The following is a 22,102-nucleotide window of genomic DNA, read 5'->3' as shown; positions in this document are numbered from 1 at the left end:
CAGTCCGGGAGGTTATCCTGGGCTGCCTTTTGTGTATTTGGTAAAAAAAATGTTAGATGGGGTTAGTCGCTGAGATGACACTTATGTAGCGTCAGCGGGCACGTACTTGTCTAACGGTCGTAACAGATTTCGTGACTTCCTCTTTGGCTGGCCGGTTGGTCTCTCTTGAAATACTCAGCATAATTCCCATGGACAGCATGGTAACAAGCAAGGAAGAACCTCCATAGCTGATAAATGGAAGTGTTACCCCGGTAAGCGGGATGGTGTTGGTGACACCGCCGATGTTGACAAAGGCCTGGATGGCAATCAGACCCATGACACCGATACCGACAAGGGTCCCGAAGGGATCAGTACATCTAAGCGCAATCAGGATGCCTCTCCAAATGAAGTAAAGATAGATCAACAGAAAAATGGAGGTTCCCACAAATCCCAGTTCTTCACCGATAACGGCAAAGATAAAGTCTGTATAGGGATAAGGGAGGTAGTGTAGCTTCTGAATACTCTGCCCGAAGCCTGAGCCGCGGGTTCCACCCTCACCAAGAGCGATCAAAGACTGAACGATATTGAAGCCACTGTCCTCAGCATTTGCGAGGGGGTCAATAAAGGCACTGATCCGGTCCTGTTTGTAGTCCTGGTTGACTACTGCGGTCTCTGAAGACGGTGACAGGGAATCTATAACCGTTTTCGCCCCCATAACAATCCCGACACCCAGCACAAGCAGAGCAATAGAGGCCATAATATGTTTCATGCTGGCCCCCCCTGCGTAGATGACCAGCCCGCTTGTGGCTACAAGGATAAGACATGAACCTAAATCCGGCTGCATCATAATGAGTCCGGCGACAATTCCGACAATAACCATCACGGGAATATATCCTGTACGTAAGTCTCTAAGCCGTTCACCTTTTTTGGTAATCAGGGCGGCCAAATAGAGAATAATGGATATTTTGGCCAGCTCCGTGGGCTGGATGCCGAGTCCGCCAATGCCGATCCAGCTTTTGGCACCGTTGATTTTCTCTGTGGATGCCACGAATAATAGCAGAAATAGGGTGATCATGAAGATTGGGGCATACCATTTCTTGAATTTGGTGTAGTGGATATTCATCGTTACAAACATAACAATGCTTCCAAGCACCACCCATATGATCTGGCGTTTAACAAAATATAAGGGGTCATTTCCGAACTTCTCACTGGCCAGGGTAAGGCTTGAACTGGAACTGAAGACCATCACCAGTCCAAAGCCGACAAGCAGGAGGGTCAGAATAAGCAACTGGAAATCAGGTGTTCCTCTTTTGGGCAGGCTGACATTTTTGGCCGTCTTTCCCTTTACACTGCTCAAGCCTCCAGCAACGCTTTCAGTTCAAGAATATGCTTCGCTGCATCATCCAGAACAGGCTTGGGCACCGGAGATTCATACTCCAGACCATGCGGAAAGGTAGCTTTACCCAAGTAAACGGCTTCAATTGCGAGCACAGCATCCGATTTTTCCAGCTTACCCTCGACAGCACGTGTATTGATCCGCAAAAAGTACTCTCCACCGTTCTGCTTATCTTCGATTTTGCAGTCGTAAGTGGCACGGTAGTATTCCCACTGCCAGCGGATAAATCCGGCTTTGGCAGCACTTTCGTCCAGATAGACAAGGTCACTCTTCAATCCAACGAGGCCCGTGTTCTCAAATATCATAGCGCACATATCCCCCTTATGAAGTATAATCATAATTTTATGCTCATTATTATAGATGTTCTTTTTCATGATAGTATGTTTCCCGGTGTTCTGCAAGGCACGAGAGGCCTATCGGTACCCTCTTTTTTGTGTTTCTGCTACAATAATAGAAATATAGCCTTAGGGTTGATTGGAAGTAGAACGGTAGACTTATATGCCTTGCCATAGCAGGAATCAGGAGAAGGGAATGGATTGGATATGGAGAGGTTAGAGCTTGAACAGCTGATGCCGGATATGGTGGAATGGCGCCGGCACTTACACCGTCATCCGGAGCTGTCTTACCAGGAGAAAGAAACGTCGGCATTTGTTGCTGCCAAGCTGGAAGCATTCGGGATTGAAGTCATTAGAAGCAAAGCCGGTTATGGATTGACCGGGATATTAAAGGGAAGGCAGCCTGGTAAAACAGTTGTGCTGCGTGCTGACATGGATGCTCTGGCCATTACAGAAGAGAATGGCCGTGAATATGCCTCGCAGAAACCAGGAGTCATGCATGCCTGCGGTCATGACGGACATACGTCCATGCTGCTAGCGGCGGCGGCTTATTACAGCAGCCGCAAGGAAGAGCTGCAAGGAGAGCTGCGCTTCCTGTTCCAACCGGCGGAGGAGATATGCCCTGGGGGAGCACTGGGAATGATTGCAGAAGGGGTGCTGGAGGGTGCAGATGCGGTCTATGGGCTTCACCTGTGGACACCTTTGCCGATTGGAACAGTAGCCAGTGCACCTGGACCATTGATGGCCTCAGCCGATGAATTCTTCATTGACATCACCGGTAAAGGCGGACATGCCGGTACACCGCACCGCACAGTTGATAGTATACTGACCGGAGCTGCTCTTGTGACACAGCTGCAGAGCATAGTCAGCCGGTCCGTAGACCCGCTTCGGCCCGCTGTAGTCAATGTAGGCACGATTCAGGGAGGCTCCGCTCAGAATATCGTCTCGGAGCGCTGCCGGCTGACAGGGACAGTGCGCGCGTTTGACGAGGAGACCCGTTACCTCATTAAGAAGAGAATGGAAGAGATGGTGGTTGCCGTGGCGGCTACTTACGGTGCGGAAGCCAAGATGGATTATTTAATGGGGTATCCTCCGCTGGAGAATGATGAAGCGGAGTTTCGGCGTTTTCTCCGTGTGGCGCCATCCGCGCTCGGTGATGCGGTCAGCGTTGTACAGATGGAGAAGATCATGCCGGCTGAGGATTTTGCATACTATGTCAAGGAAATTCCCGGCTGCTTTATCTTTGTTGGTGCAGGGAACCCTGATAAAGATGCAGTATACCCGCACCACCACAGCAAATTTGACTTTGACGAGGATGCTTTGCTGTATGGAGCGAAACTGCTTATAGCGATGGCTGATTCCTGTCTGAATGAATAGATGACTCACGCATAAATTTTGGACTTCAAGGGGAACCTACTTCCGAATAGCATGGATAACATGACAGGAGGGTTCAATCTTGAAGACAGTCAAAGAAGTGATGACAGCACATCCTGTATGTGTGAAGCTGCAGGATAATCTGTATGAGGTTGCTGTGAAGATGAAAGATGCCGATACAGGTGTAATTCCTGTTGTGGATTCGGATGGAGAAACCCTGATTGGCATCATTACGGACCGGGACTTGGTCATCCGCGGTTATGCGCAGAAGCATTCCGGTTCAACTTCCGTGGAAACGGTGATGACCAAAGGGATCACAGCAGTATCTGAGACCACCTCTGTAGATGAAGCAGCCGATCTGATGGCTTCCAAGCAAATTCGTCGTATACCGGTCGTAGAAGGGAAAAAGCTGATCGGAATTGTATCGCTAGGCGATTTGGCAGTGAAGAACATTTTCGCTGATGAAGCGGCGGATGCCTTGACTGACATTTCGCAGCAGCATCTGCATTAGATAATAATTAGGGGAAGCTCATGTCCGTTGTTTACGGGGGTGGGCTTTTTCCTGCTATCTTATTTTTTTCAAAAGATACATAGTGCCGTTGATCATTGAGAGATTTGTAATGGAGGTTATTGGATGAAAGGTAGCGGAATGGGAGCGTGCACTGTCCGTAAGGACGGGTCCTTGCTGCTGGAATGCGGGCATTCGGGTTTTGAGGCGGCGAGGATGCTTTTGGCTGATTTTTGTGAGCTTGTGAAGAGCCTGCCGGCCTATCACACTTACCGGATTACCCATCTGTCACTTTGGAATGCGGCGGCCTCAGGCAGAACAGCCGAAGATATACTGCAGAATCTGGCTCTGCTATCTAGCTCGGGAGTTCCTGCCGGTCTGGAGGAGGAGATCAGACTTTTGGTCTCCCGTTACGGAAGATTGCAGCTCCATACCGATTCGGCGGATCCTTCGCTGCTCATTCTGCGAGCGGATAACCCGGGGCTAATGGATGAATTGGCAGAGCAAAACTGCTTGAGCGGGGTTGGTCTGATAAGAACCGCTCCTTTGGAATACCGGTGTCCGTCGGAACAACGCGGTCTGCTAAAGCAGGAGCTGACACGGATGGGGTATCCTGTTCTTGATTATGCAGGCTATCGGGATGGTCAGGCATTGGATGTGCCATGGAAAGAGTCAGCGCCGAGCGGGACGGCTTCCGTTAAGGATGTTTTTGGACTTCGCGACTATCAGGAAGCAGCAGTCCGTAGATTCAAGGAGATGGGTGCTAGCGGAGTTGTAGTTCTGCCCTGCGGTGCTGGTAAGACAATTGTGGGTCTGGCTGTGCTGGCGAGCCTGCAATGCGAGACATTGATCTTAACTTCAAGCGCCACCTCAGTGGCGCAGTGGCGGGATGAGCTGCTGGAGAGAACGGGACTGAATGAAGAATCTGTAGGGGAATACAGCGGCGTGAAAAGAGAGGTCTTACCTGTAACGGTAGCGACGTATCAAATGTTGACACACCGGCGTTCCAGGGGAGGTGCTTTTGTTCATATGAATCTGTTCACGCAGCGGAATTGGGGACTGATTATTTATGACGAGGTACACCTTCTTCCAGCTCCGGTATTTCGAGCTACGGCGGATATTCAGGCCACCCGGAGACTTGGATTGACCGCAACCTTAGTCAGGGAAGATGGAAGGGAGAGTGATGTATTTTCGCTTATCGGTCCCAAATGTTACGAATTGCCGTGGAAGGTGCTGGAGAAGCAGGGATGGATAGCTTCAGTAGACTGCATAGAGGTTGTCGTACCCATGCTCGCTGAGATCAGGCTGAAGTACTTGTATGCCGGAGAAAAAGAAAAGTTCCGGATCGCTGCTTGCAATCCGGCTAAGATTGCTGCTGTAACAAGGATCGTTAATGCACATCCTGATGAAGCGGTTCTGGTCATCGGACAATATCTGGACCAGCTCAACCAGCTGGCGGCAAGCCTGGGTGCACCGCTTATTACCGGAAAAACGCCGCAGCGGCAACGCAGCGAGTTGTATTCTGCTTTTAGAGATGGAAAAATACGGATTCTGGTTGTATCCAAGGTAGCGAACTTTGCTGTGAATCTTCCGGATGCCTCTGTAGGCATCGAGGTGTCTGGTGCCTACGGTTCTAGGCAGGAGGAAGCCCAGCGACTGGGACGTATTCTACGGCCAAAATCCGGAGAGAACAAGGCTTACTTCTATACACTCGTGTCTGGAGAGAGCAGGGAGCAGGATTTTGCACTGCGCCGCCGCAGGTTTTTGACCGAGCAGGGTTATGATTATGCGGTCCAGACAGAGCAACAGGAGGAGATTATCTTATGATGGGGTTATCGCCTGAAGCATTGCTGGTACTCCACCAGATTATCAAAGCCTACGCTGCCCGCCCGTTTAATGAAGCGCAGGCGGAGCAGCTGTCTCCAGTGTCGCTGTGCCGGGTAGATCTGCATCTGGCTCTGCTGGAACTGCGGGAGGCAGGTATGCTGGAGCTTCGGCAGAAATTATGGGGGGAACTGCTGTATCAAATCCCCGTAGAGCACCTGTCCGGTCTTTTGCACAAATTGTTCCCCAGACGTAAGCCTATGCCGACTACAGAAAGGGTAACGGGAATTGAAGCGGAGGCCGGACCGGAACTCGCGGGAGAATTATTTCGAACTCTTATGTTCATCGCCGGCGATGGGCTGCCGGTTACAGCCAAAGGAGCTGTTCATAAAAAAAGTATCAGCCGTCTAGCTGCCAAGCTTACTCTGTCCGAGGAACTGCTGAAAGGATTGTTCCCGCCGGAGCAGCTTGCAGTGTATCCTTTTCCACTTCCGGTTATGGTTATGCTCGATCTGCTGCTATGCCTTGGGCTTATCCGCCGAACGGAATCGGCATACCTTGTGGAAACGGACATACTGGGAAGCTGGCTGCAGCTTACCGGCAAGCAGATGTCAAATCAGCTGTACGGATTGATATTGAATCGTTACGGTCTTCTGGGACCAGCAGAGCAGCTTTTCCGTTATATCATTTCCTCATCCGCATATCATTCAGGCCAGTGGTATATGATCCGGGATGTTCTGGCCTGGATGTCTGAACAGGGAATGGCGCATGGACAATCTCTAGAAACATTAGAGGGTTCTGCACATCGTTGGCTCAAAGGGCTGGCAGGATTCGGCTGGTGTGAGCTGGGAAGTACGGAGGACGGATCAGCTTGTTTCCGCTGGGCACCGGCTAAACCGGAGATCCATTCGGACGAGTCTGCTATGCTAATATGCTCAGGCAGCGGTATTGCAGAACGGGATATCGAAGCTGAGATAAAAGGGAATCAGCAGGGTACACAGCAAGCGGGAGAAGTGGGCATTCCGGCATCTAAAGGGTTCATTATTCACCCTGATTTTGAAGTGCTGGTTCCTCGGGAGTGTCCTTACATCCAGCGCTGGATACTCGCAGCATGTGCAGAGCTTCTGCACAGTGACGATATTTGGAGCTACCGGCTGACCCGGGAAAAGCTGGAGTCTGCAGCGGAGCTCGGGCTCTCACCGCAAACTGTAATTAGCTGGCTGGCAAGTCATGCAATAGGCGGACTGCCGGAACAGGTGGAGTTGTCTTTGGAACAGTGGGGAAAAGGGATTGGCAGGACGGAACTCACACAGGTAATCTTGCTTGCCTGTCTGTCCGAAACAGACGGCAATGATATCGCTGCCCATCCCCGTCTGGCAGGAAAGCTGTCCCGCATTGGTCCCTTGCATTTTATTATCCAAGCAGAAGATATAGGAGCAGTACGTAAGGAGCTGGGAGCAGCAGGAATGGCTCCAGCCAAGCGGATAGCGGGAGTGGAAGAGAAGCCGGGGAAGGAATGGCCATTAATCAGCGGGAGCCAGGTGCATCTCTCATCCGCATCTGCTTTTTCCGCATATGTGCCTGAACGAGGGCTGCTTGTCACCGCACCAGACCTGCCAAAAGTCCATTTGAATCTGCATACGGACGAGGAGGCGATGCTCACCGGTCTTGCGTCTGTGCCACAGATGTGGATGAAGCAATGGCGCCAGTATCACGTTACGACCGCTCAGAAAGTGATGGAGCAGGCTTGGGACTGGGGGATTAAGGTCCGTTTGTCCGTTAAGGGCCAAATCTATGAATTCGTTCCCGCACACATCCGCCGGAATCCTTGGGAAGTACAGGGTGTGCTGCTCTCTGTGGATTCGGATAGTGTGGAGGAGGCATGTCTAGGCGCAGAGGATTGGCAGGAAATGCAGCTCATCATTCCCAAAATGCGGAGAAATTCCTCTTCTGCTTAGGCGGCCGGGTATGGTATGATAAGTAAGTCTACGATATGAAGTAGAACATTAACAGAGAAACGAGTTGAAGTTCATGAGCGTAGCGGAATTGAATACGGTTGATATGGCCGAAGTGCTGACATACGCCTATGAATTAGGTGATATGATTAATCAATCCGCCGAGGTATCGGATTACTTATACTGGAAGGGCCAGGTGGATGCCAACCCAGAAGTCCAGGCCATGGTCAAGCAGCTGCAAATGAAAAAAGAGCTGTTTGAGGAGACGCAGCGGTTTGGACATTTCCATCCCAATTATCATTCTGCTAAGGATGAGGTTACAGCGGTTGAGCAGAAGCTTGAGCTGTTCGAAGAGGTTGCCCGCTTCAAGCAGGCTGAGAAAAACCTCGATGACATGCTTCATTCCATGTCGGAAACCATTGCTTTCTCGGTATCGGAGAGCATCAAGGTTCCAAGCAATGACCCGTCTCCCAAGGGCGGCGGATGCGGAAGCGGCGGTAGCTGCTCCTGCGGATAGGCTTCGGATCAGGGCAAGAGAAAGAGAGGCGAATAGCTGATGTTTGCGGAACGAACAGGATATATTGTATGGGTAAGTGACGTTAAGGCGGCACGGAATCTGGAGAAATACGGGACTTTGCATTATGTGTCCAGGAAAATGCATTACGCCGTAATGTATGTGAACGCTGAACGTGCCGAGGAAGTAATGAAGAACGTCCGCAGACTCTCCTACGTGCGCAAGATTGAAAGATCCTACCGGAATGAACTGAAGACGGAATATACAAGCAATGGACCGGACAAGACCCGTTATTATGGTCTGTAGGTTCTGATCTTTGAGAATGAGCAGGTGCCAGGGGCATCTGCTTTTTTTTGTGTAAGGAGGTTAAATATGAGCTTTGGACTTTTGGTGAAGCTGTGAAGTTTGTCGAAATGCCTCTGTTTTCCCTTGTATTTTATCGCTGCTTAATACTTCCGGATTAAGCTGGGGAGAGAGTGGCCAAATTCACGAGGAAAAGCATACAGGTGACCAAATGACGAAACGAATGGCAATAACCCAAAAAATATCAGCAATTCCCCAGTATGTTCAACATATCAGCGGAAGGCTGCGTAACGAAGTGAAAGAGCTGGGAAGGCTGTCTGCTCTGCTGGATATTATGAATCATGGGCGGCTGGATACCTTTTTTCAACCGATTTTGCAGCTGAGAAGCGGGCAGACGATGGGACATGAGGTTCTGAACAGGCCGCCTAACTCTGCACAATTTCCCACCACGGAGCATTTCTACGAATTTGCTGGCCGCACAGATCAGATGTTCAGATTTGAGCATTACTGCCGGCGGATTTCACTATCTCGCTACATGGAACGGTTGCCGGAAGATGAAGTATGGACAGACAGGCTTGTATTTATCAACGTACACCCTGGAGTCCTGAACGATGCCCGGCATAAAAGCGGAGAAACGCTCAGTCTTCTGCAGGAGCTGAATCTCTCCCCGGAGCGGGTTGTATTTGAATTAACCGAGCGGCAGGCGGTCCAGGATTATGTAGGATTCGAGAAAGTGTTGTCTCATTATCGTGAGCAGGGCTTTCGTATTGCGGTGGATGATGCCGGCTCCGGCTATAATAGCCTCAAGACGCTTGTCTATCTGAAGCCAGAATTCATAAAACTGGATAAATCACTGATCCGAGGCATCCACGGCAACAGGGAGCAGCAGGAGCTTTTGGAGCTGATCCGTGAATATGCTTATCGCTCTGCTACCCGGATCATTGCCGAAGGCATTGAAACGCGGGAAGAACTGCTGTATCTGCAAATGGCAGGCATTGAATTCGGACAGGGTTATGCGCTTGGCAGACCCGGCCACTTGCCTGTGCGAGGCGCTTTTCCAACGGATTCACTACAAGTTCCAGTTAGAGGAGGTTATAAGCATGTTTCTTCAGATCGGTGAAATTGCTGAACAAATTCCGGAGATCTCCCCTCACCAGAAATGCGCGTATGTGGATCAAATTTTCAAAAGCAACCCTCAGCTTCAAGGTGTGGCGGTGACGGAGGGCGGACAAGCGGTCGCACTGATTATGAGGATTCGATTTTATCAGCAGATTGGCACGCTCTATGGCTTCACGCTATATATGGGCCGCTCCGTCGGACTGATCATGGACGGTTCTCCGCTGGTTGTAGATTACAAAACGCCAATTACCGAGGTTAGCCGGCTGGCAATGGACAGAACTGAAGAGCATCTGTATGATTACGTGCTGGTCACCCATGAAGGGGCATTGTTCGGGGCGGTAAGCGTGAGGGATTTGCTGCTGAATTTTGCCGAGATCCAGGCGGTGGCCGCGAGCTTTTTGAATCCGCTGACCGGTCTGCCGGGAAATCTGAGCATCAATGAGTGGATGGTGAAATCGCTGCTGCAAGAGCAGTTCAGTGTACTGTACATAGATCTGGATCATTTCAAGGCGTATAACGATACTTACGGGTTTAAGGAAGGCGACCGGATGATTCAGGCCACGGCGGAGATCCTAAAGCATTGTACCTTGCGGCTGGAAGGATTTTTGGGGCATATCGGTGGGGATGACTTTATTATTTGTATAGACGATTATCACTATGAGGAATATTGCCAGACCATCATGGCAGAGTTTGACAAAGTGATGCTAGAGTTCTATCATCCCGGGCATTTGGCACAGCATTACGTGCTGACCGAGAGCCGTTCAGGCGTGGTGGAAGAAATTCCGCTGGTCTCGATCTCCATAGCCGTTGTTACGAACCGTTACCGCCCATTCGATTCTATTGAGGACCTCTCTGGTGAGGCCGCAAGGCTTAAGAAAAAATGCAAATCGATCAAAGGTAGCAGTTATGTGGATGATAGGGATCTATCCGTAAATAAACCCAGCTAATCATTTGCGGCACCAGGGTCTGAAACGGGAGCATGCTTGAACAACAAACGTCAATGCGGTAAGATTGACAACAATAAGAGCATGCCAAGACCCTTTCAGTGGAGTGTGATGATTATGCATGTCAAGGGGATGGAAATGTGGGGGGTGTACGAGCCCTTTCACATCATGCTGAATGAATACAGGGTAGCCGATATTGTTATAACACCGCATGCGAAAAGCCGATATGCAGACCGGATCAGCAATGAAGACGGTAAGGAAGCGGATATTGGCGCGTGGATATGGCAATGCGTGAAACAGAACCGGGTAAGGCCGTATTCGCAGACTGAATATAATGCTTACTTGATCGACAACAATACGTCGATGGTGGTTCAGTTCAAGGAACTGGAAGGCACCACCACACTCTCAGGCCAACCGCTGTATGTGATGGTTGTGGTTAGTTTTCTCGGCAATATTTCGGTAACTCCACAGCTGCGGGATCTGAGAGCCTACTTTTCGTGGCTGCGCCATTCCCGCCGTATAAAGCTGGGGAAGAAACGCCGCAGACGCAGGTAACAAGTGCACGGTTACAGAGAAGGCATGCGGCGGAAGGCTGCATGTTCTTTTTTTGATATAGAGAAATAGTAGGCCTACACTACATTTAAGGAAGGCGTAGCCGTTTCTACTTGGATTTTGATGAAGGAGTAATGAGGATGAATTTTCATCAGCTGCATATTTTTTATACCGTTTCAGAGCGTGGAAGCTTCTCTGCCGCAGCCCAGACGCTGCACATGACTCAGCCTGCAGTGACCATGCAGGTTCAGGCGCTAGAGGATTATTTTGGAGCTAAGCTCTTCGACCGTTCCAGCAAAAAAATCATACTCTCAGAAGCAGGCCGCACCCTGATGCCGTTCGCACTGCGCAGCATTCAGCTGATGCGTGATACGGACCAGGCGATGTCGGCATTTACTCATATGCTGGAGGGACGACTGCTGCTGGGGGCAAGTCTGACTATTGGGGAGTACGTGCTGCCTCGCCTGTTAGGTCCATTCGGCAAAACTTACCCCCATATTTCTATAGTGATGAAGGTAATGAATACTTCGCAATTGCTGGAGGAGATTCACAAACATCAGCTGAATTTCGGCCTGATTGAGGCGCCGATCTCTCATCCGGATATGGTCATTGAACCGGTGATGGGGGACGAGCTGAAGCTGATCGTGCCCCGGGAGCATCCGCTGGCTGAGAGAGACGAAGTCACACTTGTTGAAGCGCTGGAGCATCCGTTTGTTCTGCGCGAGCAGGGCTCGGGAACACGCCGGGTCATGGAAGAACAATTGCTGGCCAAAGGACTAGACCCGGGAGCGATGCGTGTGGTGATGGAGCTGGGAAGTACAGGAGCTGTGAAATCTGCGGTGGAAGCAGGGCTCGGCCTCACTATAATCTCTACCTCCTCGGTCAAGCATGAAGTGGCACTGGGATTACTGAAGATTGTCAACATTGCGGATGCCTCGTTTAAAAGGCAGTTTTATGCGATCCATCTCAAATCGACGCTGCTGCCTATCTCGGCGGTGACGTTTTTGACGTTTTTGCGTGACCATGCAGGAGATCAGTAAAGAGTATAATTATGTTGTAAATACTAGACCTGAAGGGCAGGGAGAAGCGATGGGTCAGAATCATATGAATAACTATTTAAAAGAACAGACAGGCAGCGGTTTCTCAGGCAGAGCCGATTTGCATACCCATACATTATCTTCGGACGGAATGCAGCCTCCGGCTGAGAATGTGCGTTTGGCCTATGAAAAAGGGCTGGCGGCAGTGGCAATCACGGATCACGATACGGTAGCCGGAGTTGCTGAAGCGCTTGAGGCTGGGCGGAAATATGGTATTACCGTTGTTCCTGGTGTCGAGATCAGTACACGAGCCGGCGGTAAAGAGATCCATGTGTTGGGATATTACATGGATACGGAGCAGGATCTGTTCCTGTCCCGGCTTGCGGAGCAAAGAGATACCCGCGCGCAGCGGAATGAGGCTATTATTGCTAAGCTGCAGGGACTCGGCATCGACATTACTCTAGACCAAGTCATCACAGGTATAGGACGGGAACTGAAACCGGACGAGAGCGTGGGGCGTCCGCATATCGCTGACGCATTGGTTCGACTCGGTGCCGCCTCAGATATGCGCGATGCATTTGACAAATACCTGGCTGAAGGTGCAGCAGCTTATGTGTCACCGCCGCGTATTACGCCGGAGCTGGCTTGCGAATGGATTGCCGAAGCAGGAGGGGCAGCTGTACTAGCTCATCCGGGAATCTACGGGGATGATGAGCTGGTCCGCGGTATTATTGAACGCAGCACACTGCGCGGCATCGAAGCCTACCATTCGGATCATAACCGGGCCGATGAAGATCGTTACCTCTCGCTTGCTGAAGAGTACGGGCTGCTGGTCACCGGCGGTTCGGATTTTCACGGTGCACGCCAAGGTGTTGTATTCCATGGAGAGATCGGCAGTGTCTCGGTACCGGTGTCGGTGCTGGAACAGCTGAAGGGCGAGGCATCTGGAGCTTAGGTGAAAAATAGGTAGGAATAACGGCAGAAATGCCTTTATTTGCACCCCCCCGCTTATGCTGTCAACGAATTCTTGATACATAAAGAACCACCAGCCAAAGGACGGATGCGGCTGGTGGTTCTTTATGTTTAGGTTAGAGCTTAGGTTGCGCTCAATATTGCAGCAGCAATCCTAAGTATGCGTTAACTCTTGAGCGTATTCGGCAGACTCTTGATCCTTTCCTCGTCAGGAGTGACGAAAAGAGTCTTCTGATGATCATAGATGACGAAGCCGGGCTTGGCTCCGCTAGGTTTGCGGACATGACGAATGAGTGTGCAGTCCACAGGGACGCTGCTCGACTGCTTGGCTTGACTAAAGTAAGCAGCCAGCTGTGCAGCTTCCTCGAGGGTAGCATCTCCAAATGTTTCACTCCGGATCACTACATGAGAGCCGGGAATGTCCTTGGTATGCAGCCAGGTATCATTGCCTGAAGCCAGACGGTTGGTGACATATTCATTTTGAAGATTGTTTTTGCCAACATAGATTTCCACGCCTTCCGAGGAAGTGAATACCTGCAGGGTAGGGCGGGTGACTTTTTTCTTTTTCTTGCCCTTCTTGTTACGGTCGCGCAGGTAGCCCTGACCTACAAGCTCATCGCGGATTTCTTCGATGTCATTCAATGAAGCATGGGCCAACTGCTGGAGTAGTGTTTCCATATAGGCTATTTCCTCATGGGTTTTGAGCAACTGTTCATTGATCACCAGCAGGCTGTTCTTGTATTTATTATATTTCTTGAAATACCGCTGTGCATTGTCTGAGGGGGTGAGCAGCGGATCTAGCGGGATAGTAATTTCTGCCTGGTCCTCATCGTAGTAATTCACAAGCGTGGCTTGCTTGTCGCCTTTGGAGACGGCGTGTAATGAAGCGAACAGCAGCTCGCCCCAGATCCGGAATTGATCGGCATCCTGGGCTTCGTCCAGGTCCTTTTGCAGATTGGCGAGCTTCTTGATATTTTTGGTCCGTTCATTGCTCAGGAAACGAATTAAGTCACTAACCCGCTGTTTCACTGTATCTCGTTCGGCTTTATCTCCGTAATAATCCTCCAGGCAGGCGCTGATAGAGCTGTAATGCTTCACATGCTCATCCGGAAGTGTCAGTGTAATGGCCGAGAAGACAGGCTTACCTTTGGCATTCGCTCCTGACATCGGGGAGAAGCTGCATGCCCGTACGGGTGCAAGCACTTTGTCGAAGGCTCTCCATAAGGAAGTGATCCCTTGCGTCCAATGTTCATCCAAATCAGGTGAAGCCACAGAAGGTTCACCTGCGGAGCCATCTGCTGCAGCAGCGCCGGTCACGCCGCTCTTCCGCACAATCTCACCGGCAATCAGAGGGCTCATGCCGCTGAAGGCATGCACTATCCAGCCTATAGGATCTGCGGATGGCGCCGGTCCCCCCGAACCGTCAACCTTAGGCTCCTCCAGCGACTTCAATAGGTCGGCCAGCTCGCCCTCAATGATCTCTTCGGGCTCCTGATCTTCACCGGAGCCGGCTGAACGTGCTTCCTGCTCGGCAGCTGCTGCCAGATCGATGAATGACTCTTGATCAATTTCCAGAGGATTCAGCTTATGCTGCTGCGGCGGCTCAATATAGGCAATACCAGGCATAACATTCCGGTAACTGCTGATCGTCGGTGTAACATGATGAATACCGTCGATAATGGTGCCTGTCGCAAGATCGGTAAGAATGATGTTGCTGTGGCGGCCCATCAGCTCGATGATGATTTTTTTGGCCGATACATCCCCGAGCTCATCCCGTGTCCGTACCTGAATATGAATAATGCGCTCCATACCTACTTGAGTGATGCTCTCAATGGCTCCGCCTTCACAATGTTTGCGCATCAGCATGCAGAACATCGGCGCTTCCGCCGGGTTAATGCTGTTTCTGTCGGTCAGATGAACCCGCGGATAAGTAGGATTGGCCGAGAGCAGCAGCTTGCCGCCACCGCCGGAGCCACGCAGGATGAAGATTAGATCGTGTGTGCTGGGCTGATATATTTTGCCGATGCGTGCACCTATAAAGGGCTGAAGCTCATGCACGATCGCTTTGGTTACAATGCCGTCTAATGCCATAATCATGTTCTCCTGTCGCCTGATAATAAAGTTACTCTCTCTATGATGCCATACTTTGACACAATTGCGCAAAAGGAGAAGCCGGGCGAAGGTGATATTTTGGGACGACCATGAATACACTTGGACATGAACAGGTGGAAAAGCTGTGCGCCGCCGGAAGTCAAGAAACGACCGGGAGGGGAAAGAAGAAATATGGAACAAAAAAGTTGGCACCGGCTCGGTGCAGAGGAACTGCAGCAATTATTCGGCGTTCATCCGGGATCGGGCCTAAGCGGAGAGGATGCCGCGCAGAGGTTAAAGGAGAATGGCCACAATGAGCTGTCGGAAGGAAAAGCGATATCCCCGCTTATCCTGCTGCTCAACCAGTTCAAGGATTTTATGGTGCTGGTGCTGATGGGAGCAACACTGGTGTCCGGTCTGCTGGGAGAATACCTGGATGCCATAACGATTGTCGCCATTATTATGTTGAACGGAGTGCTGGGTTTTGTACAGGAATTCCGCGCAGAACGTTCGCTGCGTGCGCTTAAGCAGCTCTCGGCACCCTCTGCCAAAGTGCTGCGGGACGGTAAGATTGAGCATATTCCTGCTAAAATGCTAGTGCCTGGGGACATTGTGCTGCTGGAGAGCGGTGACCGGATTCCGGCAGATGTCCGTTGGCTCCAGTGCAGCGCCCTGTACGCCGAGGAGTCTGCGCTAACCGGTGAATCGCTGCCTGTCTCGAAGCACTCGGAAACCATTCATGCCGAAGAAATTCCACTTGGTGACCAGAAAAATATCGGGTTCATGGGCACGATGGTCACACGGGGAACCGGCCGGGCTATCGTGGTAAGAACCGGCATGGATACCGAGATGGGCAAAATTGCCGATCTGATCCTGAATACCGAATCCCAGGAAACTCCACTCCAGCACCGGCTGGAGCAGCTGGGTAAAATTCTGATCTATGTTTCATTAGGATTAACGATTGTAGTTGTCGCGGCGGGTATTTTACACGGGCAGCCTGTTGCTGCTATGTTCCTTGCCGGGGTAAGCCTTGCGGTAGCCGCGATTCCGGAAGGATTGCCGGCAATTGTCACCATTGCTCTAGCACTCGGCGTTCAACGGATGATCAAGCGCAAGGCCATTGTCCGCAAGCTTCCATCGGTCGAGACACTTGGCTGCGCCTCGGTAATTTGTTCCGACAAGACAGGGACGCTGACTCAGAACAAAATGACGGTTACGCGGCTATGGAGCGCCGGACGTAAGTTGGAGGTTACGGGTGAGGGTTATGCTCCAATCGGACATGTGCTGCAAAAAGGCAAGCCCATTGACCTGAAAAATGACCAAAGCCTTCGGCGCATGCTCCAAATCGGTGCATTGTGCAGCAACGCAGAGATTATTGAGACTGCTCCCGGAGAAACGCGCGGCAAGCGCAAAGGCAAGGAGAAAGAAAAGGGCAGTGAAGCCGACAAGAATATGGTTCAGTCGTCCGTGTGGGAGCTGAAAGGTGATCCTACAGAAGGGGCGCTGGTCGCCTTATCCGCAAAAATGGGGCTCACTGCGCAGTCGCTCGCTGTAACCTATACAAGGGAAACAGAGTTCCCGTTTGATTCGGAACGCAAGCTGATGTCAGTGGTTGTGAAGCATCCGGGTGGTAAAATGATCTGCACCAAAGGTGCACCGGATGTTCTGCTGAGCTGCTGCTCTTATATGCTGTGGGAGGGTGCAGTCGTGCCTTGTACGCCTACCTTGCGCCAGAAGGTGCTGGAGGCCAATGAAGAAATGGCTTCAGGCGCACTTCGGGTACTGGGAATGGCCTACAGGGATATGCGCTCCGGAGAAGTTGCGGGCAGTGAAAAAGAGGCGGAATGCCAGCTGGTATTCGCCGGACTGGCCGGGATGATCGACCCGCCGCGCCGTGAGGTCCGTGATGCCATCAGTATCACCCGCAGAGCTGGAATTAAGACAGTAATGATTACTGGAGATCATGGTACCACTGCTGAAGCGATTGCCCATCAGCTGGGTATTTTGCAGCGTGGCGGCACTGTATTGACCGGCAGTCAGCTTACACGGATGGACGACGATGCACTGGATAAAGTGTCGGATAACGTATATGTATATGCCCGGGTTTCCCCTGAGCACAAGCTGCGTATTGTCAAGTCGCTGCAGCGTCATGGACATGTGGTGGCTATGACCGGAGATGGTGTTAATGATGCTCCGGCGATCAAAGCGGCGGATATCGGGATCTCCATGGGCATCACAGGTACAGATGTAACAAAAGAAGCATCAGCACTCATCCTTGGTGACGACAACTTTTCTACTATTGTAGCTGCAATCGAAGAAGGGCGTAACATTTACGAGAATATCCGTAAATTCATCCGTTACCTGCTCGCCTCGAATGTCGGAGAGATTCTGACAATGTTCTTTGCCATGATGCTGGGATTACCTCTGCCTCTGGTTCCCATCCAGATTCTCTGGGTTAACCTGGTGACCGATGGCCTGCCAGCGATGGCGCTGGGTGTGGACCAGGCCGAGAAAGATTTGATGGAACACAAGCCGCGCGGATCCAAGGAAAATATCTTTGCCCGCCGTCTCGGCTGGAAAATCATCAGCCGAGGGCTGTTAATCGGCCTGTGCACCTTGGCTGCATTCTGGCTTACCCTGCGAATTGACCCAAACAGTCCGCAGCAGCTGATTCGGGCGCAGTCTGTTGCTTTTGCCACCCTGGTTATGGCTCAACTGATTCATGTCTTCGACTGCCGCAGCTCCCGTTCGGTGTTCCACCGGAATCCGTTCCAGAACAAATATCTGGTGCTAGCGGTGCTATCATCTGTTCTGCTGATGCTGGCAGTTATGTATCTGCCTGTGCTCCAGCCAGTATTCAAGACTGTGCCGCTTAGCTTCCGTGAATGGTGTCTGGTACTTGTCACCGCTGGCATCCCCACCTTCCTTATGGGAGCGGGCAGTGTCTGGGGTGGTAAGAAAAACCGCAGCCGCAGCGGAGGACGGACGATGATAAAAAGTACAAAAATTTCGGCATAAAATCAATAGCTTAAACCTACTCCTTAAGGTATGCTTGGTTAACGTTAATAACATTTAGGAGTGGGATCTCAATGGAATTTACCAAAATGCACGGCCTTGGCAATGACTTTATTATCGTTTTCGGCGAACAGGAGCTTCCTGCCAATGCCTCTGAGCTTGCAGTAAAGCTGTGTAACCGGTTCTTCGGCATTGGTGCTGACGGACTGGTATATATCCTGCCGTCTGAACGCGGCGATTATATGATGCGCATCATGAATTCAGACGGATCGGAAGCCGAACAATGCGGGAATGCGATCCGCTGCGTATCCAAATATGTCTATGAGCACGGCCTGGTAAGCTCGGAGCAGATCGTTATCGAAACTATCGGTGCCGGCGAACAGAAAGTATCTTTGAAGGTGGATAATGGCGTGGTGGAGACTGTTACGGTTGATATGGGCGAGCCTGTATTGTCGGGAACACAGATACCTGTAGCTATTGACGCTGAGCCGGTACTGGATCAGCCGATTGAAGCGGATGGCAGAGAGTTCAAATTCACAGCTGTATCCATGGGCAATCCACACTGCGTAATCTATGTGGACGATGCTGTAGGCTTTGACCTGAACACTTGGGGACCGAAGCTGGAAGTTCATCCGCTGTTCCCGAGAAAAGTTAACGTTGAATTCGCTACCGTGCTGGACCGCGGACATGTCGATATGCGTGTCTGGGAACGCGGCGCGGGACCTACTTTGGCCTGCGGAACCGGCGCCTGTGCCACATTAGTCTCCTCTGTGATGAATGGTCTCACCGACCGCTCCGCGACGATCAGTCTGAAGGGCGGGGATCTGTACATTGAATGGAACGAACAAGACAATCATGTCTACATGACCGGTCCGGCTCAGGTGGTTTACACTGGTTCTATAGATATCTAACGGCCCTTCTATAAGATGAATTAATAACTAGAGCTATTTTCGAGTGGATTATTCACTTGGAAGTAGCTCTTTTTCGCATTTATGTAGAAATGTGAATTTATACACAATAGGAATAGTTTCTTATTGTTGAAATAAGTCGAAAAAACTTAGCAATAATTAACTGAACCAGCCGATATAGATGATAAGTTACTTGCAATTATAGGAATTTATTTTTACAGAAATTGATTCGTATTAGAGAGGCGGGCATTCATGAAACACAAATCAACACGTATTTCTGCTATTGTATTTACCTTTGTGATGTTGATATCACTTGTGGGTTGTGCCGGAAAAGAGAGCGAAGAAGTACAGAAGGATGAACAAATCACATTGAATTTTGTGTGGTGGGGTAAACCGGCCCGTAAGGAGATCACCTTAAAGGTTATAGAGATGTTTGAGAAAGAGAATCCCAATATAAAAATTAGTACAGAGGATTATTCTTCAACTGCCGAGGTAGCGCAAAAGCTGGCAATGGATACCGCTGAGCAAAAAACACCGGATATTATGCAAACGGACTATAATTTTGCTTTTAACTATGTCACCCATAATTTGATCGAGCCGCTTGAACCGTATATCAAATCCAAAATCCTTGATCTGTCGGATGTGGATAAATCCTATTTGGCCTCAGGGCAGTATGAGGGGAAGCAGTATGGTATCCCTTTGGGATCAAATGCCCTCGGAATCGGATATGACCCTGCTATGTTTGAACAGTATGGCATAGAGCCGCTTAAAGATTCGTATTCCATTCAGGATCTGCAGCAAACCATGCAGCAATTTAAAGATAAGGTGGAAACACCGGGTTTTTATCCTTTGCATGCAATGTTTGATTTATCTTATTGGTTCAGAATGAAGGGTGAGTCCTTTTACAATAAGGAAAAAACGGGTCTTGGCTTCAAAGATGCTACCCTGGTTGAATATCTGACACTGACGAAAACATGGCTGGATCAGGGGCTTCTGAACCCCGGTACAGATTCGTCCAAGGATGAGAAAAATCCACTGGCAACAGGGAAAGCGGCATTTTTACAACTTGTAAGCAACCAAATGGTCTCTAACGGTGAAGAAGCGGGCAGAACGCTGAAAATCATGAACCTTCCTACGGTCGAGGGAGCTACTGCAGAAGGGAACTTTGTGAAACCTTCCATGTTCATAATGGTATCTTCTTATGCTAAACATAAGGAAGCGGCGGTTAAATTCATTGATTTTCTCACCAATAACAAGGAAGCGAATAACATTCTCAAGGGTGACAGAGGGGTTCCGATTGCTGCTAAAATTGCAAAAGAATTATCCAGCCAGTCCACCGAACAGGGGAAAGAACAATACACATATATGAGTTATATTGCCAAGCACTCTACCCCTATTGATCCGCCGGCACCGTTGTCTGATACAGTTGTTCAAAACGCTCTGAAAATTATACTAAAAAACCTATATGCCGGCAGTATTACACCGGAGGTGGCTGCAAGCACGTTCAGAGCACAAGCTGAAGAGATTTTGGGGCCAAGGGGAGAGGGAAACAAGTGAATAGAATCCAGGGGTTTTTACAAGCGAAAAGTATCAAGCAGCGTTTATATGTAGGGTTTGGTATTGTTTTGGTTTTGCTGGTGTTTCTCGGAGCTACCGGATACATGTATCTTTCGCAAATTAATGCAACCTATACCAGCCTCCTGAAAAAGCAAGTGGCCACCATTGGTTTAATCAAAGATTTGAACACTACCATCGAATCTGAACATGCCAATGTATCCGATTATATTATATCCGCTGATCCGAAAAAAATGGATGGTTATGCAGCTGCACGCCTCAAATTCACGGATCATCATGCAAAGCTGGAATCACTGATAACGGATCCCGGTAAAAAGCAGATTTTGGCCGGACTAGATTTGCTGCAACTGCAATTTATAGTAATCTCTGATCAGATGATTGACGCTAAAAATAAAGGTGATCTAGAGAGCGTTGTCTCTATTGCAGTTAACCAAAGCGTCGTACTGGATAAGTTTGTTGAAGTAGCCCGTAACCTGGTTACCACGGAACAGACGGAAGCTGATGCTAGAACTGTAATGGCACAGCAACGTGCAAAAGATGTGAAAACGACAATCATTGGAATCAGTATCATATCGCTAATAGCAGCAGTGGGGTCATCTCTACTGATCAGCAGTCAGATATCAAAGCCCATCAAGTTGCTGCAGGCAGCGGCAGTCCGTATTGCAGATGGCGATTTGACACTTAACGAAATTCATATCAAGAATAAGGATGAACTTGGCGATTTGGCAGTTTCGTTTAATCACATGTCAGGCAATCTGCGCCATCTGATTCAGGAAATCGGCTCTCATGCCGAGCAAGTTGCAGCTTCAGCCGAAGAACTGACAGCAGGTGCGGAACAGACAAGCCAGGCCACTGAACATATTGCCCGCACTACTGAGGATCTGGCCCAAGGTACGGATAAACAAGTTGAAAGTATAGCCGGAAGCATGAAGATGGTAAACAGGATGAATGAACAGGCAACTTTTATAGAAGAAAGTGCCTTCAGTGTGAATCAATCAGCTATTAATGCCTCACAAATTGTGGTTCAGGGTTCAGACGCCGTAAAATTAGCTATACAGCAAATGGCATCGATTCAGGATAATTCTTCTGAGGTTGCCATATCCGTTAAATCCCTGGGTGAGAAATCAAAGGAAATCGGTACGATTATTAACTTTATTAATGAGATTGCAGAGCAGACCCATCTTTTGTCCTTGAATGCCTCCATCGAAGCAGCGCGTGCAGGAGAAGCAGGCAGAGGTTTTGCGGTTGTAGCTTCTGAGGTGAAGAAGCTTGCTGACCAAACTGCAATGTCAGGAAAACAGATATCTGAGGTCATCAAGAGTATCCAGGTGGAGAGCGAAATCAGTGTATCCAAGGTATTGAAAGGCGAAGAAGTGGTGCTTGTGGGCATCCGTTCTGTCACTGAAGCGGGGGAAGCTTTTGAACAAATAGAATTGGCCATGAATGGTGTGACCGCTGAGATAAGTGAAGTTTCCGAGGCTTCCAAAGAAATGTCCAGTGATACCAATAATCTGGTTACAACTTTTGAAGGAATATCTGCAATTGTCAATGAGACATCTGACGGGACACAGAGTGTATCAGCTTCTGCGCAGGAAACGCTGGCGACGGTTGAAGAAGTCAATGGTGCTTCTATGGCTCTGGCAAAAATGTCTGAAGAATTATTAGAACTCGCCGGGAAATTCAGAATAAGCTGATTTTCCA

The 22,102-nt window shown here is 49.8% G+C and carries 18 protein-coding genes; 15 read left to right on the top strand and 3 right to left on the bottom strand.

The window, feature by feature from the left end; genetic code table 11:
* Positions 1–91: 91 nt before the first annotated feature.
* The gene (ftsW, locus tag ACAN54_RS05210) at positions 92–1,336 is read right to left on the bottom strand and encodes a putative lipid II flippase FtsW (protein ID WP_379153255.1); all 1,245 of its coding nucleotides are present in this window, start codon (positions 1,334–1,336) and stop codon (positions 92–94) included.
* The gene (locus tag ACAN54_RS05205) at positions 1,333–1,680 is read right to left on the bottom strand and encodes a YugN family protein (protein WP_379153253.1); all 348 of its coding nucleotides are present in this window, start codon (positions 1,678–1,680) and stop codon (positions 1,333–1,335) included. The genes ftsW and ACAN54_RS05205 overlap by 4 nt, the downstream gene beginning before the upstream one ends.
* A 237-nt stretch (positions 1,681–1,917) precedes the next feature.
* Between ACAN54_RS05205 and ACAN54_RS05200 the strand changes: the two genes are divergently transcribed.
* The 11 genes from ACAN54_RS05200 (at position 1,918) to ACAN54_RS05150 (ending at position 12,795) form a co-directional block, all read left to right on the top strand.
* Positions 1,918–3,087: a M20 family metallopeptidase gene (locus ACAN54_RS05200; protein WP_379154188.1), complete on the top strand. Its 1,170-nt coding sequence runs from the start codon at positions 1,918–1,920 to the stop codon at positions 3,085–3,087.
* A gap of 79 nt (positions 3,088–3,166) precedes the next feature.
* On the top strand, positions 3,167–3,595 hold the full coding sequence (locus tag ACAN54_RS05195) for a CBS domain-containing protein (RefSeq protein ID WP_379153251.1): 429 nt from the start codon (positions 3,167–3,169) through the stop codon (positions 3,593–3,595).
* A 123-nt stretch (positions 3,596–3,718) separates the two neighbouring features.
* Positions 3,719–5,419 (top strand): DNA repair helicase XPB, encoded by a 1,701-nt coding sequence (locus tag ACAN54_RS05190; protein WP_379153249.1) that lies wholly within the window; start codon positions 3,719–3,721, stop codon positions 5,417–5,419.
* Positions 5,416–7,374, top strand: a complete 1,959-nt coding sequence (locus ACAN54_RS05185) for a helicase-associated domain-containing protein (RefSeq protein WP_379153247.1) — start codon at positions 5,416–5,418, stop codon at positions 7,372–7,374. The genes ACAN54_RS05190 and ACAN54_RS05185 overlap by 4 nt, the downstream gene beginning before the upstream one ends.
* Positions 7,375–7,447: 73 nt before the next feature.
* Positions 7,448–7,888 carry a YlbF/YmcA family competence regulator gene (locus tag ACAN54_RS05180; RefSeq protein WP_379153245.1) on the top strand — a complete coding sequence of 147 codons (441 nt, stop codon included), beginning with the start codon at positions 7,448–7,450 and terminating at the stop codon, positions 7,886–7,888.
* A gap of 39 nt (positions 7,889–7,927) precedes the next feature.
* Positions 7,928–8,191 (top strand): YlbG family protein, encoded by a 264-nt coding sequence (locus ACAN54_RS05175; RefSeq protein ID WP_074088579.1) that lies wholly within the window; start codon positions 7,928–7,930, stop codon positions 8,189–8,191.
* A 208-nt stretch (positions 8,192–8,399) separates the two neighbouring features.
* Positions 8,400–9,308, top strand: a complete 909-nt coding sequence (locus ACAN54_RS05170) for an EAL domain-containing protein (protein WP_379153243.1) — start codon at positions 8,400–8,402, stop codon at positions 9,306–9,308.
* Positions 9,289–10,254: a GGDEF domain-containing protein gene (locus tag ACAN54_RS05165; protein ID WP_379153241.1), complete on the top strand. Its 966-nt coding sequence runs from the start codon at positions 9,289–9,291 to the stop codon at positions 10,252–10,254. Before ACAN54_RS05170 ends, ACAN54_RS05165 begins: the two co-directional genes overlap by 20 nt.
* A 36-nt stretch (positions 10,255–10,290) precedes the next feature.
* Positions 10,291–10,806, top strand: a complete 516-nt coding sequence (locus tag ACAN54_RS05160; protein WP_379153239.1) for a hypothetical protein — start codon at positions 10,291–10,293, stop codon at positions 10,804–10,806.
* 137 nt (positions 10,807–10,943) lie between these two features.
* Entirely contained in the window at positions 10,944–11,843 is a 900-nt protein-coding gene (locus tag ACAN54_RS05155; RefSeq protein ID WP_379153237.1) for a LysR family transcriptional regulator, read from the top strand.
* Positions 11,844–11,892: 49 nt separating this feature from the next.
* Positions 11,893–12,795, top strand: a complete 903-nt coding sequence (locus ACAN54_RS05150) for a PHP domain-containing protein (RefSeq protein WP_379153235.1) — start codon at positions 11,893–11,895, stop codon at positions 12,793–12,795.
* A 182-nt stretch (positions 12,796–12,977) separates the two neighbouring features.
* Here the strand turns inward: ACAN54_RS05150 and ACAN54_RS05145 are convergent, their stop codons facing one another.
* The gene (locus ACAN54_RS05145) at positions 12,978–14,903 is read right to left on the bottom strand and encodes an Rqc2 family fibronectin-binding protein (protein ID WP_379153233.1); all 1,926 of its coding nucleotides are present in this window, start codon (positions 14,901–14,903) and stop codon (positions 12,978–12,980) included.
* A 192-nt stretch (positions 14,904–15,095) separates the two neighbouring features.
* On the opposite strand from ACAN54_RS05145, the gene ACAN54_RS05140 reads away from it, so the two are divergent.
* From ACAN54_RS05140 to ACAN54_RS05125, 4 genes are all read left to right on the top strand, one after another.
* Positions 15,096–17,921 carry a calcium-translocating P-type ATPase, SERCA-type gene (locus ACAN54_RS05140; protein WP_379153230.1) on the top strand — a complete coding sequence of 942 codons (2,826 nt, stop codon included), beginning with the start codon at positions 15,096–15,098 and terminating at the stop codon, positions 17,919–17,921.
* A gap of 71 nt (positions 17,922–17,992) precedes the next feature.
* Positions 17,993–18,829, top strand: coding sequence for a diaminopimelate epimerase (gene dapF / locus ACAN54_RS05135; protein WP_379153228.1), 837 nt, complete (start codon positions 17,993–17,995; stop codon positions 18,827–18,829).
* A 249-nt stretch (positions 18,830–19,078) separates the two neighbouring features.
* Complete coding sequence (locus ACAN54_RS05130; protein ID WP_379153226.1) at positions 19,079–20,383, top strand: ABC transporter substrate-binding protein; 1,305 nt, start codon at positions 19,079–19,081, stop codon at positions 20,381–20,383.
* Positions 20,380–22,095, top strand: a complete 1,716-nt coding sequence (locus ACAN54_RS05125) for a methyl-accepting chemotaxis protein (protein WP_379153224.1) — start codon at positions 20,380–20,382, stop codon at positions 22,093–22,095. The genes ACAN54_RS05130 and ACAN54_RS05125 overlap by 4 nt, the downstream gene beginning before the upstream one ends.
* Positions 22,096–22,102 lie beyond the last annotated feature (7 nt).

Source organism: Paenibacillus diazotrophicus, assembly GCF_042610465.1.
Note: the sequence above shows the minus strand (reverse complement) of the source record. Positions and strands in the feature narration are given on the sequence as shown.